Annotated in this window: 17 protein-coding genes and 1 pseudogene; 12 read left to right on the top strand and 6 right to left on the bottom strand. The window is 67.7% G+C overall.

Annotated elements, in window-relative coordinates; all coding sequences use genetic code 11:
* The first annotated feature begins 407 nt into the window (after nt 1-407).
* From ACWDUD_RS24595 to ACWDUD_RS24580, 4 genes are all read left to right on the top strand, one after another.
* The gene (locus ACWDUD_RS24595; RefSeq protein WP_450110981.1) at nt 408-728 is read left to right on the top strand and encodes a hypothetical protein; all 321 of its coding nucleotides are present in this window, start codon (nt 408-410) and stop codon (nt 726-728) included.
* Between the two features lie 495 nt (nt 729-1,223).
* Complete coding sequence (locus ACWDUD_RS24590; protein ID WP_450110980.1) at nt 1,224-1,676, top strand: hypothetical protein; 453 nt, start codon at nt 1,224-1,226, stop codon at nt 1,674-1,676.
* Nucleotides 1,676-2,545 carry a zeta toxin family protein gene (locus ACWDUD_RS24585; protein ID WP_450110979.1) on the top strand — a complete coding sequence of 290 codons (870 nt, stop codon included), beginning with the start codon at nt 1,676-1,678 and terminating at the stop codon, nt 2,543-2,545. Before ACWDUD_RS24590 ends, ACWDUD_RS24585 begins: the two co-directional genes overlap by 1 nt.
* 216 nt (nt 2,546-2,761) lie before the next feature.
* The gene (locus ACWDUD_RS24580; protein ID WP_450110978.1) at nt 2,762-3,076 is read left to right on the top strand and encodes a hypothetical protein; all 315 of its coding nucleotides are present in this window, start codon (nt 2,762-2,764) and stop codon (nt 3,074-3,076) included.
* 401 nt (nt 3,077-3,477) lie between these two features.
* Here the strand turns inward: ACWDUD_RS24580 and ACWDUD_RS24575 are convergent, their stop codons facing one another.
* The 3 genes from ACWDUD_RS24575 to ACWDUD_RS24565 all read right to left on the bottom strand — a co-directional run bounded on the left by ACWDUD_RS24575 (nt 3,478) and on the right by ACWDUD_RS24565 (nt 6,211).
* On the bottom strand, nt 3,478-4,095 hold the full coding sequence (locus tag ACWDUD_RS24575; RefSeq protein ID WP_450110977.1) for an RES family NAD+ phosphorylase: 618 nt from the start codon (nt 4,093-4,095) through the stop codon (nt 3,478-3,480).
* Nucleotides 4,092-4,616: a hypothetical protein gene (locus ACWDUD_RS24570; RefSeq protein ID WP_450110976.1), complete on the bottom strand. Its 525-nt coding sequence runs from the start codon at nt 4,614-4,616 to the stop codon at nt 4,092-4,094. The genes ACWDUD_RS24575 and ACWDUD_RS24570 overlap by 4 nt, the downstream gene beginning before the upstream one ends.
* A gap of 194 nt (nt 4,617-4,810) precedes the next feature.
* Nucleotides 4,811-6,211 (bottom strand): aminotransferase-like domain-containing protein, encoded by a 1,401-nt coding sequence (locus ACWDUD_RS24565; RefSeq protein ID WP_197250221.1) that lies wholly within the window; start codon nt 6,209-6,211, stop codon nt 4,811-4,813.
* A 79-nt stretch (nt 6,212-6,290) separates the two neighbouring features.
* On the opposite strand from ACWDUD_RS24565, the gene ACWDUD_RS24560 reads away from it, so the two are divergent.
* From ACWDUD_RS24560 to ACWDUD_RS24530, 7 genes are all read left to right on the top strand, one after another.
* Nucleotides 6,291-7,154 (top strand): SCO6745 family protein, encoded by an 864-nt coding sequence (locus ACWDUD_RS24560; RefSeq protein ID WP_450110975.1) that lies wholly within the window; start codon nt 6,291-6,293, stop codon nt 7,152-7,154.
* Between the two features lie 17 nt (nt 7,155-7,171).
* Nucleotides 7,172-7,843 (top strand): enoyl-CoA hydratase/isomerase family protein, encoded by a 672-nt coding sequence (locus ACWDUD_RS24555; RefSeq protein WP_450110974.1) that lies wholly within the window; start codon nt 7,172-7,174, stop codon nt 7,841-7,843.
* The gene (locus ACWDUD_RS24550) at nt 7,840-8,658 is read left to right on the top strand and encodes an enoyl-CoA hydratase-related protein (protein WP_450110973.1); all 819 of its coding nucleotides are present in this window, start codon (nt 7,840-7,842) and stop codon (nt 8,656-8,658) included. The genes ACWDUD_RS24555 and ACWDUD_RS24550 overlap by 4 nt, the downstream gene beginning before the upstream one ends.
* Nucleotides 8,659-9,403: 745 nt before the next feature.
* Nucleotides 9,404-10,063, top strand: coding sequence for a maleylpyruvate isomerase family mycothiol-dependent enzyme (locus ACWDUD_RS24545; RefSeq protein WP_450110972.1), 660 nt, complete (start codon nt 9,404-9,406; stop codon nt 10,061-10,063).
* A 93-nt stretch (nt 10,064-10,156) separates the two neighbouring features.
* On the top strand, nt 10,157-10,804 hold the full coding sequence (locus ACWDUD_RS24540) for an SDR family oxidoreductase (protein WP_248676394.1): 648 nt from the start codon (nt 10,157-10,159) through the stop codon (nt 10,802-10,804).
* 31 nt (nt 10,805-10,835) lie between these two features.
* On the top strand, nt 10,836-11,471 hold the full coding sequence (locus ACWDUD_RS24535) for a LysE family translocator (protein WP_450110971.1): 636 nt from the start codon (nt 10,836-10,838) through the stop codon (nt 11,469-11,471).
* A 40-nt stretch (nt 11,472-11,511) separates the two neighbouring features.
* Entirely contained in the window at nt 11,512-12,672 is a 1,161-nt protein-coding gene (locus ACWDUD_RS24530; RefSeq protein WP_197250227.1) for a PhzF family phenazine biosynthesis isomerase, read from the top strand.
* Nucleotides 12,673-12,922: 250 nt separating this feature from the next.
* On the opposite strand, the pseudogene ACWDUD_RS24525 reads toward ACWDUD_RS24530, so the two are convergent.
* From ACWDUD_RS24525 to ACWDUD_RS24515, 3 genes and pseudogenes are all read right to left on the bottom strand, one after another.
* Nucleotides 12,923-13,069: pseudogene (locus ACWDUD_RS24525) on the bottom strand (hypothetical protein); the annotation flags it as partial.
* A 228-nt stretch (nt 13,070-13,297) separates the two neighbouring features.
* Nucleotides 13,298-14,143, bottom strand: coding sequence for a zeta toxin family protein (locus ACWDUD_RS24520; RefSeq protein ID WP_450110970.1), 846 nt, complete (start codon nt 14,141-14,143; stop codon nt 13,298-13,300).
* Nucleotides 14,140-14,613, bottom strand: coding sequence for a helix-turn-helix domain-containing protein (locus tag ACWDUD_RS24515; RefSeq protein ID WP_450110969.1), 474 nt, complete (start codon nt 14,611-14,613; stop codon nt 14,140-14,142). The genes ACWDUD_RS24520 and ACWDUD_RS24515 overlap by 4 nt, the downstream gene beginning before the upstream one ends.
* 903 nt (nt 14,614-15,516) lie before the next feature.
* Between ACWDUD_RS24515 and ACWDUD_RS24510 the strand changes: the two genes are divergently transcribed.
* Complete coding sequence (locus ACWDUD_RS24510) at nt 15,517-16,416, top strand: alpha/beta fold hydrolase (protein WP_197251194.1); 900 nt, start codon at nt 15,517-15,519, stop codon at nt 16,414-16,416.
* Nucleotides 16,417-16,905: the final 489 nt, after the last annotated feature.

Genomic DNA, 16,905 nt, shown 5'->3' with positions numbered 1-16,905 from the left:
ACTCGACCAGGTTGACCGATGCCGTGGCCGGCACACCGGAAGTGGTCGGCGTGTCGGCTGCAACGGGGCAAAGGTTCACGGGTGCGGCACTAGCTCGTCAAGGCTCGGCCTGGTGGCGGGGTTCGGGCCCTCGGAGGGTGCGGCCAGGGGTGTGGTGTGTGCAGGGTCGTGTCCATGGCTTGGCACGGTAGCGAAGGAGATGGGGTTCACGGAGTGGATGAGCCCCCGAGAGGGTGTGCTGTCGGCGGCGGTGTGGGCGGGGTGTCGACCCGCTACCTGCTCTGCGGGACTGTCTGGGTCACACTGTGCACCGGACAGCGCGGGGGTGCGGACGGTTCGGCTGCGGCCGGACCGGTGGATCGAGGAATGGGATGTACGGAGTGTGGAGGAGCCGGGAGCATTTCTCGGTGCCGGGATCGAATCCGGCCGCGACCTCGGTCGACGTGCACGTCCTCGCCGATGCCGCGCGCCGTGACCGCGGTGCTGGGCGGGGGCCGGCGCCGGTCATCGCTGAACTGGTCGTCGGCGGTTGGCAGTTGGTGTTCTTCGTCGAACCGGACCGGTTGCGGGAGATCACCCGCGGGCAGGGCCGCAAGTACGAGGGGGTGCGCGCCGGCTGGCTGCGCTGGTCTTCGACCATGCGCGCCGTTCCTCCGGTGGCGGAGACCAGTACTCCGACAGTCGATCTCGACACTCCCGTATCGCGAACCCGGCCGGAACCATGGTGATACCGACCGATGATGCGCCGTCGCTCCAGCCGCGTACCGACCCCGTGGTACCTCGAGATCCCGGTGCACTCGACGGCACCACGACCCACACGGTCATGAAAGACATCCACGGCTGGGTTGCCCCTTAAGGCGTTTGCTCTCCCGCCCGGACAGAGGTACGGGGATCGGGTCGCCCGCAGCTGCCGACACCCCACCCCTCCTACCAGCGGCCCAACCCTTATCCCGGCGGTCGGCAAACCCAGCAGGAGACGGGGAATCGACGCAGCTAGATCCGCTGAAACACCTTCGCGCTGCGCGCGGCTCGAGGGCGTCCCGTGGGCGGGGCGTTCCGTTGCCGGGGTAGCCGGCCGTGCGAGTCCGGCCCGGTGTGATTACGAGCTCTTGCGTAGCAGCCCGGTCACTGACCGATACCTCGACAGGCAGGGTTGAGCAGCGGTGCAGGCAGAGCCCGAGGTGATACTATTTGGTATATCCCCAGTTGAGGTGGTGAAGACGATGTCGGTGGCGTTCGAGAAGGACATCGAGCGGCAACTGCGCGCGATCTCCCCGCGCGCGGAACTGGCGCAGCTCGAGAAGATCCGCGCCGTGCTTGCCGCGTCCGAGGCCGGATGGTCGCAGCGGCAGATCGCGCAGAGGGTCGGGGTCGAGCAGCCGGAGATCAGCCGGCTGCTGAAGAAGGCCCGCCTGCGGCCGGAGGTCCGGCAGCGCACCCCTCGTGAGGTGATGCTGCGGTACGCGGTCGGCGAGCTCACCCATGAGCAGATGATGGACGAGCTCGAGCACTGGGACTACACCTTCGGGGGCCCACCCGAGGACGATCCTGCCGCCGACGTGTACGTGCGCGGCAGCTGGGATCAGATCGAACGGGCCGGGGATCTGCTCTCCGATGACGACTATCAGCGCCTGCTGGAGGTTACCGCGGCGCGGCGGGCGGCGAGCCGCCGCTAGTGGAACAGCCCTGTGCCAAGACCCATGCCCGCCTCGACTCGTGGTGCGCGCCCGGTGGTGTCCTCGACGCCGGTGGTGACCGGGCGTCGTTTCGTCTGTATGCCGACGACCCGTCTCGGCGCCACACCCGCGCCGCGATCGTCGACGCCTACCTGGCCGAGCAGGACGGTATCGACCGGGACGGTCGGTGCGCGATCGTCACCGCCGGTGTCCCCGGCGCGGGTAAGTCCTCCGCGATCGAATCCCGCGGTCTGGCCGGCAAAGGCTGGCGGGTCCTCGACTCCGACCGCATCAAGGACCACCTGATCCGCGACGGCCTCGACCGCGGCGTCTACGACGACCTGCTCGACGTCGTGCTGCCGGACGGGCGCCAGCTGCGCCCGCGCGAGCTGGCCACGCTCGTGCACCGTGAATCCACCCAGATCCTCGACACCGTGCAGGAGCACTGCATCGAGGCGGGGGAGAACATCGTCATCGAAGGCACCTTCCGCTGGGGCGGTCTCGGCGCGCAGTTGCTCACCGAACTCGGCGGGGCGGGCTACACCGATCTGACGATCGTCGATGTGGAGGTCACCTGCGAGACGGCCCTTCATCGTGCGCAGCACCGGTGGTGGAGCGGCCGTATCGACCCGGACAACGAGCTCGGTGGGCGGTTTACCCCGACCACGGCGATCACCGACCTCTACCCGCATGGATCTGCACGGTCGATCTGCGCACGCAACGCGCGGGCGGCGTTCGATCATCCGTTGTCAGCGGTGATCGAGTCGGTGACGTTGTTCGTTGACGACTTCACCACCGGCACGCACGTCGAGTCGACGACCACCAAGCACAATGGCGTCGTCGACTACACCTCCGGCCACGACGACTGACGCGGTGCTGCGCTCCGGAGGCTGCACGCCGGGCATTTGCATCGGCGTCGAGTTGGTCGCGCCGCAACGGTCCGCGGGGAAGACCCTGCCCACCCGCCACTGAACATCTCGTCGTGCATCAGAAGGTACAGGAGGAGAACGAAGCCGAACGCGCCCGCCGCGAGGAACTGCGCGAGCAGCGCAAGGCCGAGCAGGAACTGGCTGCCGAACGCAAAGTTGGACAAGGAACTGGCGCACTACCGGTCGGCACTGGCAACAGGGGAGGCCAACGGCGACAGCGCTGCCGCCGAACGCCTGCGGACCACACTCGCCGAGGTCCAGCGCGCACTCGATGATGTCGACTATCGGGCGGCGAACATCCGAGCCGGGTACGTCTACGTCATCTCCAACATGGGTGCCTTCGGGATCACCATGGTCACGATCGGCATGACACGCCGGCTCGTCCGATGGACCGGGTGCGTGAACTCGGTGACGCGCCGGTGCCGTTCCGGTTCGATGTGCACGCCTTGTTCTTCTCCGAGGACGCGGTGACGGTCGGAGCCGAACTGCACGAAAGCGTTCGCCGAGCGGCGGGTCAACAGAGTCAATCCTCGGCGTGAGTTCTTCTACGCGACGCCTGAGGAAGTACTCGAGGTGCTGCGGCAGCCGGTCGGGGAAGTGCTCTCGTTTACCGCTGAACGCGGTTCGGGGAGTTCAGGGATAGGTCGGGTGATGTCGTTGCCGGTGTGGCTCGTCGGCGTTGCCCGTCGACCATGGTGGGGGCGCGTTGGTCATCCCGTCATCTTGAACGCCCGGTTGCCGCTCGGTGGGGTCCGAGGTTGGTCAGCATCGGGGCAGTGCGGTGGGCGTGGAGACCATGTCCCGAGTCTGGGCACGAGAGCGACGGAACTTTGCGGGCGTTGATGCGCTGCCGATGGTGACGGGCCGGCCTGTCAGTTCCCGGGCGGTGAGACGATCCGCACCGACCGTGGCGGGCCGGCAACGGTAAAGCCGCACCGACGGGCAGCTACTGCGAACGGTTCGGGGCTGAGGTCGGTCGGCCAGTCGGCCTCGCCCGCCTCACCGAACAGGGCGACCGCGTTCGGGTTCGGCCCGGTGGTGAATCGGGTCTGGTACCGCAACCCGGCGAAGTGGGCATCGAACGCGGCGGCCCATTCCTGCGGTATCGCGTACGGGGTCATGGACGAGAGCTCTCGGGTCAGGCCGAAGTCCGCGGCCTCCTCCGCGCAGGTGTCGGCGAGGCGATGATCGTGTGGCACGACCAGGGTCGACAGGCGGCGGTCGGCGGCGAACTCCTCACTGATCACCCCTGTCGTTGCCAGTGTCTCCCCGACGGTTTCCCGGATCGCGGTGGGTTCGTCGAACGCGAGGTAGCAGGTGCCGCGGGGTGGGGTCAGATCGAAGCGGCCGCCGCCGGAGGAGGCGAACCACCATGGGCCGTTCGTTGCCTGGTGCCCGCGGTGCAGTGGCTGCGCCGGAGTGAGGTCGCAGCCGGGGAACTGGTGCAGGGGCCGGGCCGGGGGGCGGAGGGCGACAGCGTCGCGGCTCACGCGGCCCACCGCTGCACGTCGGCATCAGCCAGCGCCAGGGCTGTGTCGAGGGGGTGGCCGTCGGTGATCCAGTCGGCGGCGCTGCGGTCGTCGAGTGCGGGTTGCGGGCTGCGCAGCCATACCGCGCAGGTCCACGGGTCGGCGGCGGCGCGCAGGGTCTTCCACAGCGTGATCAGGTGCGGATGCACCGTTCCGGAGGTCGTGAACTGCCAGGTGGGATAGACCCATTGGCCGTCGGCGAGCCGGCAGGCGATCACGGTGCCGGCGGCGACGGCTTTGTTGACTGCTTGGCGGCTCACGCCCCGCCACCGTGTCAGGCCGGCGGTGTCGTAGAAGGGGCCCACGAGTTGGTCGTAGGCACCGCTGGTGGGCAGTGCCGCGGCCATCGAGTCGGCGATCGATTCGACGTCGTCGAAGACGTCGGCGGGGATGCCGGCTGCGCGGGCGTCGGCGAACGTCTTGTGGACGCGGCGGGTGAGAAGGTCCATGAGCTTGCGTTCCTGTTCGGCCAGGGTGTTCATGCCGGATCCTCCCCGCGGGGTCAACTGTGTCAACTCGAGTGTTCTCAGATTCGTCAACCATGTCAACGAGGGGTGGGATCCGATCGAACGTTGCTCCATATCTCCTGGTAGCGACCGTGCTGTTCGACGATGGCTGAGTGGGGCGGTGTTTGCCGACTGAATCTCAAAGGAGAGGCGCCCCGGTTCCATAAGGCTTACACGCTTGCCGCCAGCCGCCGGGTGTAGGTCGCCCACGCCTCGACGAGCCGATCCACCGCGGTGTCCAGGACGGTGGTGTCCGCGGCGGCCGAGAGCCGGATGTACTCCCGCAGACCACCGTCGGTGACACAGTCCCGCCCGACAGCCACCCGGACCCCGCCACGCGCCGCGACATGCGCGAAGGTCGACGCATCGACCACCGGTAGCCGGATCCACAGCCCGTCTCCGGTGGTCGCCGGCTCCACCGTCCAACTGGGTACCAGTTCCGCCAGCGCGGCGCGCAGATGCGCCGCCTGCTGGGCGAGTTGGGTGTAGCGGTCGGCGAACCATTGGGGGCTCGCCGCGTCGAGCAGTCGCGCGGCGTGCACCTGCGCGCTCACCGCCGGGGCCGGGATGCGCGGCGACGCCGTGATCAGCGAAGCGTCCGGCGCCGATGTCCGGACCCAGCCGATGCCGCATCCGGCCCAGAACACCCGATCCAGGTCCCCGATCGCGGTGACCCGCGCCGACAGTGCCGCCAGCGGCCGCGCCTGCGGGTCGCGGGTGGCGGCGAGAGGAAGGAAGGACAGGTCCTCGATGGCGAGGGCGGTGTGGTCCTCGATCGCCGCGGCGATGCGCGGCAACCGCGATGATGCCGTACTCCGCCCGCTCGGCCCGGACTCGACCACATCGGCGAAGACGATCGCGGCGCGGGTGCGGCGCAGCGCGCGCCGGACGGCGGCCGGGTCGATGCCTCCGGCGTCCGGATGCAGACACAGCGACGTTGCAGTGTGTTCGGCGACGACCGACCGCAGCGCCGGCCACAGCGGCGCCCCGACCACGGCCGGTCGTTTCGCGGCCGAGGTCGCGCGGAGAACGAGGTCGAGTGCTTCCGCAGCGCCGGTGGTCACGAGGATCTGATCCGCCTCGGTCGGCAGACCCAGGCACGTGAGATGTGTTGCCAGTGCGTGCCGCAGGATCGGAAGGCCCCGGGCAGGAACACCTGCATTGCAGAGCGTCGGATCGAAACCCCAGTCGATGACCGGCAGATGCGACGCATCGGCCGGGGCCGGCTCGGACAGGTCGATGACGTCGCCGATGTCCTCTGTCGGCGAATCGATGTGCCGGATGATCGGGCGTGGGGTGCCGGGGCGGGGACGGACGAAGGTGCCCGACCCGTGGATGCGTTCGACCACACCACGTTCGGTGAGTTCTTCGAACGCGCGGACCACCGTCCCGCGGCTGACGCACAGTGCCGCGGCGAGGGTGCGTTCGGCGGGCAGGCGCTGACCGTAGGTGACGGTACGGGCGTCGATCGCTTGTTCGATCGCGGCGACGATCCACTGGTAGCGGGGGAGATCGGTGTGATCGTCCGGGCCGAAGACGACGGTCGTCCACCACACAGTGTCCTGGTCCACTCGACAAAAATGGCACTGTCCGCGCGGTGTCGCAACCACGATGCTGATCACTGCACGCCCAACGACCGGAGGGACGAGGATGGCAGAACTGGCAGCGACCCTGGCCCGGCGCCTGTGGGAAGCGATCGAACCGCTGCACGCGGCACCCTACTTCTCCCCGCACCACCGCCGGATCTCTCTCGACCTCGGCATGAGCGGCTACTGGATGGGATATTTCGCCGGCCGCGCCGCCCCGCTCGGCGCGATGACCGCCGCCCCCGTCGAATCGATGTTCTTCAGCTTCCCGGCCCGACGTGTCGCCCGGGCGCTACCCGAAGCCTGGGCGTGCGCCGATCCCGAGAGGGTGTTGGACGCTCGGCTTGCCACCGCGCGTCTCGTCCTTGCCGACCCTCTGCGGGAGGTGCCTCGACGGGACCTCGAGGCACTGGCTTCCCTTCTCGAAATAGCCGTGGACGGTTGTCATTTCGCGGGACGTCCGTTGGCGGCGGGGTGGTCGAGGGTTCCTCGCCCCGACGATGTCGTCGCCCAACTGTGGCTGGCTGCCACCGTCTTGCGTGAACACCGCGGGGACGGGCACGTCATCGCCTGTGTGCACGCCGGTCTGCGCGGTATCGACGCGGTCGTCGCACACGCGGCGACCGGTACGGTCACCCGCGAGATCATGCAACCCAACCGCGGCTGGAGCGACGAGGAATGGGAGAGCTCGGCGCGTCGCTTGCGGGCCCGCGGCCTGATCGATGTCGGCGGTCGGCTGACCAAGAGCGGGGGAGCGCTGCGGCGCAGCATCGAGGACCGCACCGACTTCCTGGCCGCCGACCCGGTGACGGCGCTCGGCCAGACCGGGATCGAGGAGATCATCGCTGTCGCCGCCCCGATCAGCCGGCGTCTGTTCGACACCGGGGCCGTCCCTCTGCCCAATCCCATCGGGGTGCCCCGCCCCTGACCACGAAGGAGCAAGCGATGAGCAATCCTCTTGTCGAGGTGGACACCACGGCGGTCGACGAGCACGGTGTGGCCGTCGTGACGCTGAACCGTCCGCAGAAGAAGAACGCCCTGTCGCACGCGATGCGACTCGAGCTCGCCCACGCCTTCGAAGCCCTGGCCGGCGAGGCCCGCGTGGTGATCCTGACCGGCCGCGGAGACGTCTTCTGCGCCGGTTTCGACCTCACCGAATTCGACCGTATCGACGAGGACAGCCTGTGGGCCTCCTCCGATCGGATGAATGTCGCCGTCGCGGCGCACCCGGTGCCGGTGATCGCCGCACTCGACGGACCGGCCGTCGCCGGGGGAGCGGATCTGGCGGTGCTCGCCGACCTCCGGCTCGGCACCGACCGCACGACGTTCTCCCATCCCGAGCGCCGCAGGTTCCCCGTCGTCTACGGTCCGCTGGCCGAATGCGTGGGCTCCACCCGCGCACGGGAACTCGTCCTGACCGGCAGGACCGTCGACGCCGAGGAAGCCCTCGCCCTCGGGTTGCTGACCGAGGTCGTCCGCGACCGCCCGGTCCTCGATCGGGCTCGCGAGCTCGCCTACGACATCGCGCGCACGCCGTGGCACGTCCTGCACCGGATGCGCCGCAAGTTCCAGGAGACCCAGCGTTACAGCCCGGCCTGCCACACCCTGTCCCTGTGACCTGTGCGCCGACCCGTGTTTCACGACCTCCACAAGAAGGAACGCTGATGAGTATCCAAGTGCACCAAGCGGAATCGACAGCCGTGGTCACGATCGACCGGCCGGACAAACTCAATGCACTCGATTACGCCACCATCGACGAGTTGTCGGCGTGGCTGGACGGCGCCACCACCGACGAGTCGATCCGCTCGATCGTCCTTATGGGATCGGGGGATCGGGCCTTCAGTGCCGGCGCCGACATCGTGTGCTTGGCGCAGAGCATCGACGCCGGTACCGTGCCCGCATTGCAGGACATCGTGACCCGTGGACAAGGGCTGACCCGGCGCATCGAGCAGTTCCCGAAACCGATCATCGTCGCGGTCAACGGCCTTGCCTACGGCGGCGGATGCGAAATCGTGGAAGCCGCGCACCTCGCGGTCGCTGCCGATCACGCAACCTTCGCCAAACCCGAGATCTCGTTGGGTTTTCCGCCGCCTTTCGGGGGATCGCAACGACTGCCGCGTCATATCGGTCGCAAACGTGCCCTGGAGATGATCCTCACCGGCGATGCCGTCGATGCCCATCGCGCGCACGAGATGGGTTTGGTCAACCGCGTTGTCCCGGCGGCGGAGTTGCTCGCCGCCGCGTTGGAGTTGGCGGTACGTATCGAACGACACGCGCCGACGGCTGTGCATGCCTGTCTTGCGGCGGTCACTCGTGGCATCAACCTGTCCATCGACGAGGGACTCGCCGTCGAGGCCGCATGGTTCGCGACCACCGTTCCCACCGCGGGTGTGCGGAGCGGGCTCGACAGATTTCTCTCCCGAGCACTGTGACGAGCGCGATCCGATCGTCGATCGACCGTGCAGGTCTTCGTGTGGAACCTCGTCGACCGGTGCAGTCGCCGTGTTCGGATTCTGTGTGTACCTGAGGGGCACCGTCCCGAATCGTGTGCCCCCTTTCATGTGCACCGCGATTGGGACTGATGCGCGGATCGGTGAGATCTGAACGGTGGTGTCGTGAGGCACCGTGGGAAGGGTGGACCCCGCGCACAGGCCGGCCCTCACCGGGGCGAGTCCGACCTGTTCTGTCTGGACGGCGCCGGCTGGAGTCGTTCTGGCTGCGGAGTTGTCGTTCCTCGACCGTGTTCCGTCGGCCGCGGTCTCGGAGGGTTGCTCGTCGAAGCGCCGGCCGTCGGCGTCGAGGAGTTGGCATTTCCGTCTCGGTCACTGAAATCTCAGAAATGCCGAGGTAGCACGACATTTCGGCACCGTTCATCTTCCTGCCCAGCACGGCCGGCACGATGTGGGCATCGACGTCGACCGGGATGCCCGGTGCGTCGTGATCGCACCATGTCGGCGCTCCTGTCCGGTGGTGTGCCCGGATCATGAACTCCGGGACCCTGCCGGAAAGGACGACGCAGGAAACCTCGCTTGAATAGAACGCCGGAAGGAATTTGGAGACAGGAAGTTACAACAGGAGCCTCGATCGGTCCGGGCACTGGTCCACTTCGCGGGGGACCCAACGATTCCTCGCGAAATGGCACTGTCGAGCCGGGTGTCGAGACGGTTTCATAGCGTCATGAGCATCAAGGAAGGTGAGCTCGTCACTGAGCAGGTTCCTGCGGGCGAACCATGTGGACCGGTAGTGCTCGACGGCTTCCGGGTGGCTGCCGACCACGTCGTCGCGTTGGCGGCCACCGTCCCTCCTGGGAAGTGGGACGACCCGGCGTTGGGGGGGTGGACGGTGCGTTCGCTGGTCGGCCACATCGGCCGCGCGTTGAGCACCGTCGTGGACTATCTCGCTCGACCCGCAGCCGTGCAGAGTGTGCCGTCCACCGCCGACTACTACCTGCTGGCCGCCGAGCAGGTCGACGCCGAGGCGGTCCGGGTGCGGGGTGAGCAGGCCGGCGCCGAACTCGGTGACCATCCCGCAGCCGCCCTGGCGGAGATGCGGGACCGGGCGCTGCAGGCCCTGGCGCAGACCGACGACCCGCTCGTCACCACTGTGGTGGGTGGCATGCTGTTGTCGCACTACTTGCCGACCCGCACCTTCGAACTGGTGGTGCACGGCCTCGACCTGGCCCGGGCCATCGGCCACCCGGCGTTCGTCCCGGCCGGGGCACTGCGGGAGGCGCTGTCGGTGGCAACCGAATTGGCCGTACTCCGGGGACACGGTGAGACCGTTCTGCTCGCAATGACAGGACGCTCCGCTCTGGCCAGCGGCTTCAGTGTGTTGTGAACCGGCGATGAGCGGGCACTTCCTCGTCACCGGCGGTAGCCGGTGGAGTGGTGCCGCGATCGTCCGGGCCACAGCGCCCGAGCGGGCCACGAGGTGGGTTTCGCCTACCCCCGAGACACCGACGCTGCCATTCGCCTGGTCGCCGAATGCGGTCCCCGGGTCCGTGCCATCCAGATCGACGTCGCCGACACCGACGCTGCAGAAACAGGCGTCGATACGGCGGCGCAGAGCCCGGGGGAGGTGACGGTGCTGGTGAACAACGCCGGGATCACCGGCCCGCTCGGTGATGTCCTCACCGAGACCGCAGCGCAGGTCCGGGACATCGTCGATGTCAACGTCTTCGGGGTTGTGGGTGATGACCGCGGCTGCGGTTCGCTACCGGCGCGCGACCGCGTACTACCCGGTGTGGTGATCACCGGCAGCAGCATCGCCGCAGTCACCGGGGGTGCCCGGCGAGTACGGGGGATACGCCGCATCCAAGTGCTGCGGTGGAGACGATCACCCGCGGCCGGGGACACGAACTGGCACCGGGACATTCGTGTCGTCGGCATGGCACCCGGCAGCACCGACACGGAAATTCACGCTGCTGCAGGAGATCCGGGACGGCCTCGACGGGTTGCGGACCGCATACCCCACGTTGGTGTCGCTGCCACCAGCGAGATCGCCGCCGCGGCTGGGTTCGCGGCCGGTGAAGACTTCGTATCTCACCGCCACCACAATCGCGTGGCCGGTGGACTGTGAACGGTGATCCCGAAGATCGGGAAGGTGCGTGATGGCTGCTGCTTTCGTCGCCGCGGTGGCCTTCATGGTGATGACGCCCGGGCCGGACAGCCTGGCGGTTGCCGCTGCGGCACTGCGGTCCCGCGCCGACGCAGTCGCCACCGCGTTGGGCGCCCTGACCGGGATGCTCGTCTTCACGGTCGCCGCCTGCGCCGGTCTCGCTGCGCTACTCGTCGCCGCACCGGCGGCCCTCGCCGCACTGCGCATCATCGGCGGGATCTATCTGATCTTCATCGGACTCACCTCTCTACGCAGTGCTGTCCGGGTCCCCGACAGTGGCGAGGACGAGATTTGGGACAGCGCTGAGTCCCGACGTGGGGTACTGGCACCGACACGGCGATTCCGCCGCGGATTCCTCATCGATACCACCAACCCCAAGACCCTGGTGGTGTTTGTCACCGTCATCCCGGCCTTCGCCGGCCCGGATGCCGACTACCGGACCCTGGTGGGACACTGCCTGTTCCTCGTGGCGTTCGCGGCAGCATGGTTGTTGACGGTGGCGCTGTTCGCCGCGGAGATCGGCAGGCTCGGTCCGAGGCTGGCGCGGTGGATCGCCATCATCATGAGCGGTGTCATGTGCGGTTTCGGCCTCGCGATCCTGGTGTTCGATCCGTTCGTCCGCGGCTGAACCGGACCGACGAGACTACGAGAATGGAGAGAGGACACGGATGGCGCGAGTGGAGCTGTACGAGGCGTTCGCCGTGAGCGCCGGAGGCGGCAATCCGGCCGGGGTGGTGCTCGACGCCCGGGAACTGTCCGACTGCGAAATGCTCACGGTGGCACGCGAGGTCGGCGCATCGGAAACCGCCTTCGTCACCGACGGCGACGCACCGCACACCTACCGCATCCGATACTTCTCCCCCGAAGTCGAAGTGCCGTTCTGCGGGCACGCCACGATCGCCACCGCGATCGCCCTGGCCGAACACCACGGCGACGACGAGATGGTCATGCTCACCGCGGCAGGCCGGGTACCGGTGCGGATCGACCATCGCACCGACGGCCTGCACGCCTCGTTCACCTCGGTGCCCCCGACGATCACCGCCCTGACCGACGACGTCGTCGCGGACGCGCTGACCGCGTTGCGGTGGGCCCCGGAGGACCTCGATCCACGGTTCCCCGCGGTCGTGTCCGACGCGGGGTCGCGTCACCTGGTGCTTGCCGTCGCAACCCGCGACCGACTGGCCCGCCTCGACTACGACTTCGACGCGCTCCGCGCCGTGCTGACCGGACTGGGAGCGATGACCGCCCAGTTGTTCTGGTACGCCTTACCGCGGGAGATCCACAGCCGCAACCCATTCCCGGTCGGCGGCGTCGTCGAGGATCCCGCCACCGGATCGGCCGCGGCCGCCCTCGGCGGGTACCTCCGTCATCTCGGGATGGCGCACCCGGGGGACCGGCTCGTCGTGCACCAGGGCACCGACATGGGGCGCCCCAGCGAGATCGGGGTGGAGATCGGCACACCCGAGGACGGCATCACCGTGTCGGGGCGCGCGGTGCGCGTCGAACCGGCCCGGCGACTCGAGCACGCCGGCCGGTTCGACGCCGGCCCCAGCGCCCACTACGTCGAACACCTGCGGCGCGCCGATCTGAGTGTGGGCACGTACTCGATCCCGGCCGGCGCCGCCGACGGGCAACAACCCCACCGGGAAGACGAGATCTACGTCGTCACCGCGGGCAGCGCGACCCTGTGGACACCCACGGGCTCGATCCCGGCGCCCACCGGAGCGGTGCTGTTCGTCCCGGCGGGTCTACCGCACCGGTTCGTCGACGTCACCGCGGACTTTGCGACGCTGGTGGTGTTCGGTCCGGCGGAGGGCACCCGCGCCTGATCGGCGAGGCTCACACGGTCGCCGCCGGCCGCCGGGTGCATGCCTCGACGAGTCGATCCGCCGCGGCGTCCAGGACGGTGGTGTCCGCGGCGGCTGAGAGCCGGATGCACTCGCGCAGACCACTGTCGGTGACACAGTTTGCGGTCGAGCTCCGCTGCCGCGAAAACGCCGATGCCGTCTTAAGGATCTCGTTGGCGCGACGCAGTTCTCGGTTTTCGCGTTCGAGTTCGGCGATCCTTTTCGCCTCGTCCGTTGTTGTGCCCGGACGATCACCGTTGTCGATCTCTTCCCTGGCGAACCAGGTCCGCAGTGCCTCGCGATGCACTCCGAGTTGGTCCGCGATCCGAGCGATCGCGCCGGCCCGTGTCGCCGGATCACGTCGCGCTCCGATCGCCATGCGCGTTGCGCGTTCTTTCAGCTTCTCTGGATACTTCCTCGGCGCTCCCATGGATCTCATCCGCCCGTGCAATGAGATCCTCTATCAGAGCCGGGGCGATTCGGGCCAGACCTGCCAACCACGTCTCGGGGTGCGTCTTCCATCGGCTCATGTCGCAAGGCTGAACAAACAGGGTGACATCGCAGTTCGTGCCCACACGCCCTATACGGGGAAACAGTGGGTTGGTGATCAGCCGATGTCGAGTGGGATGGGATTGTTGTTGTTGTCGCGGTGGTAGATGGTGACGGTGACTTCGAGGTTGTTCGAGGCGGGGTGGTGGGTGAGTGCTGCGGCGTTGTCGGCGCAGATCGACCGCTGGCCTGCGGTGGGGTAGCAGGAATCGATGGCTGCAGGTGGGGTGTAGCGGCCGCCCAGCTCGTCCTGTCCGCGTGTCCACTGCTGGCGGACTGTCCACCATCGCTGTAGGGCTTGTTCGTGGGCGAGCGCGCGCGGCACTTCGACTCCGATGACCCGCACGCTCGTGTAGTCGGCTGCGGCGAGTTCGGCCAGTAGATGCTGGCCGTGGTCGGGCCAGCGCAGGGTGCCTTCGATGAGTACGTTCTCTTGCCGGTCGGTGCAGATTCGGCGAATCTGATCGATCAGCGCGGTCGACTCGTGATGGACCAACGCGGCGAGCTCGCGCGGCGCGATCGGGTGGCCGTCCGCGAGGGGCCGCTCGAGCAGGTCTCCGTAGATTCCGTCGGTGACGGCCTGGCGGATCAGATGGTCTTTGACCTCGTCGGCGTCGAGACGTCGATAGTCCTGCAGATCCGCGATCTGCCGGCTGAGCAGGGTGGACTTGCCCGCCCCGGGCGGTCCGGCGGTGATCAGCGCCGAGCGACCCTCCCGCGGTGGCATGGGTGTCGAGTCGAGATACCGGTCGATGACGGTCTTGCGGAACACCCGTCGGCGGACCGAGACGGCATACAGCCGGGTGGTGTTGCGTGGTGAGTCGGTGTTCAGTAGTGCGTCGGGTGCGGACAGGTCGGCGAGTTGCGCGGCGACCGCCTCGCGCGACGAGGAGAAATCACTCACGCAGAACGCGCCGCCTGTTCGAGCTTGTCCTTGTTCTTGTCCATCAGCCGGGCGAGTTCGTCTTCGGTGAGCTGGCCGCGGTAGAAGGCGCGCTCGACCTCGTCCCAGCTGCCGGGTTCGTACGCGTCGGCGGCGACACCACCGACTTTCGGGACGGTGCCGAAGGTGAAGTTCCAGTTCAGCAGCTGCTCCATCATCTGCTCGGTGCTGATCTGCCCGGCGGTGCGCTGATCGATTATCTCGGCCGGGGTGGGCTCGAGCATCTTGGGGTTCTCGGCGGTCTGACGCAGCAACCGGTACACGGTGGCCTGGGAGACGTCGAGATGCTTCTCGATCGCACGTTGCCGCATCCCGGCCTTGTGAGCGCGCGCTACGACCCGCAGCAGCGCACGGTTGTCCAGGCGCAATCGGGCGGCGACCTCGTCCAGCTCAGCAGCTGCCCGATCACGGGAGATGTCCATGGTGCTCATTTACCCACCTCGTTGATTCAAGTTGAATCAACTTCAGGATAGCAGGACGGTTTCTTTCCTGGTCCCTCCAACGTCTCTGGGCGAAGCCGAGCTGGCCAACCAGCGGTTGGTCTACCGCACTCCCGCTACGCTCGACCCCGCGCCGTGGGAGCAGGTCTTCAACGCCGAGGGGCAGTGATCAGGTGTTTGCCAGGCGCACCAGCTGCTGCTGGTAAGGCGTGCGTCGGCGCGCTCGACAATTGTGGTGACTATGGTGTCGATGATCTCGTGAGGATGCGTGGCGGGCAGGCCGGGGACGCCAGGGTCCGACATGACCTCGAGCAGGGCGCAGGCGTTGTACACGGGAACCGTCACCGGCGGCGTGTCCGCTGTCGGTCTGTGATTGCTTCCGCCACCGACACCGATGAGAAGAAGCTGAAACCACAGGCTGCCAAAGGAATCCGGGAAACCTCAAGGGAGGTGTCCTCGTGGGAGTTGCCTCTGTACCGCTCCGCTGCGGCGTCGCGTGTGTTCACTGCGAGCGGATGTGTCCTGGTCATCTACCGGCGGCGTCCTGTATGGCCTGTGACCGCAGACGAGTCCTGTCGATATCTCCGTTGCTCAGCACATGGGGACGGTGGCCGAGGTGGAACAGGCCGGGTGTGTGCAGGCATGGAACATAGCAATGCGCCGCCGGAACAAGTCCGACGGCGTGCGGCCTTCGACGATGCCGCCGCCGCTGCCCATCCACCAGGCAGGCCGGAGCGACAGGCGCTCCGAGCACGGCGACTTCTGCAGTCCGGGCCTTCGTTGGGCAAACGACCGGAAGCGACCTGTGTACCGAGTGCGGGGTGAACCATTGTTCACCCTATGGTGCACCATGGTGGAGAATGCTCGACTCGATAATGTTTGGTGAGGAATTTGATGAATCCCAGGGTCACACAGACCGAATTCCGTGGCGCCGGGGTCGCACTGGCCGCCGACCGGTGGGATCCACCGTCGCAGGGGGTCGGCGGATCCGGTGTCGACAGGAAAGGCGTGGTCCTGCTCCTGCACGGCGGTGGGCAAACCCGACATTCCTGGCGGAACACCGGGCGCAACCTCGCGATGGGCGGGTGGTCCGCCGTCGCGGTGGACGCACGCGGGCATGGAGAGAGCCAGTGGGCGCCGGACGGGGATTACGGTATCGATGCGTTGGTCGCCGACCTGACCTCGATCGTCGCCGAGTTGGGGGAGAAGCCGGTACTCGTCGGGGCCTCGATGGGCGGGATGACATCGTTGATCGGGCAAGGGGAGAACCCGGATCTCGCTCGCGGTCTCGTCTTGGTCGATATCGCACCGAGGGTCGAAACCAGCGGTACGGCGGAAATCATGGCCTTCATGCGCAGTGGCCTCGACGGCTTCGCGAGCCTCGACGACGCTGCGGCGGCGATCGCGGCGTATACCCCGAACCGGGTCCGCAAGCCCAACCCGGACGGGCTGCGCAAGAACCTGCGTCTGCGTGATGGTCGCTGGTTCTGGCATTGGGACCCGGGGTTCCTTCGCCAGGGCGACGAACCTACCAGGCAAGCGGACTCGATCGTGCGCTACGAACGCGCTCGGGATGCCGCCGCCGCGGTCACCGTTCCCACGATGCTCGTTCGTGGCAAGCAATCGAATGTGGTCAGCGAGGCAGGTGCCCAGGAGTTGCTGGAGCTGATCCCCACCGCGAAATTGGTCGATGTGTCCGGGGCCGGCCATATGGTCGCCGGTGACGACAACGATGTCTTCAGCGGCGGGCTGAGGGGATTTCTCGACGACGAGGTCATCGCTCTGCGTCCTTGATTCATCGAAGCGCTCGCGCGTAGCCGGGCACGGCCTCGACCGGTCGAGTCGAGGCCGGGCCAGCACGAGTTACTTTGGTCGAGTGGTACTTCCGGCAAATCGCGAGGGAGTGGCTGCAAGGTCGTTCACGGTGGCCGATGGTGCAGCGTTGCACGGGAAGATCGGATCGGTGGGGTTCCGCGGCGATGCCCACACTCTCCTGGGGTGACGCATCAACGGCGGTGTATTCCTCACGCGCTTCCTGCTGACGTGCCGTGGCTCAGTGATGGTGCACGCTGGACGCGCCGTAGGGGAAGCGGCGTCGCCTGTGGTCATTGCGAGTGGATGTGTCCTGGTCGTCTAATGCCGGCGTCCCTGTATGGTCTGCACCCGCAGGCGATCCCGGTCGATCGTTCCTCTACTGAGTGCTTCGGGGCGGTGGCCGAGGTGGAACAGGCCCGGGGTATGAGGGCAGGGGTACACGGCCATGCCCTTCTCTCCGGGGTGGCG

This window comes from Rhodococcus sp. NPDC003382, assembly GCF_053589135.1.
This window is presented reverse-complemented; position numbering and strand designations above follow the sequence as displayed.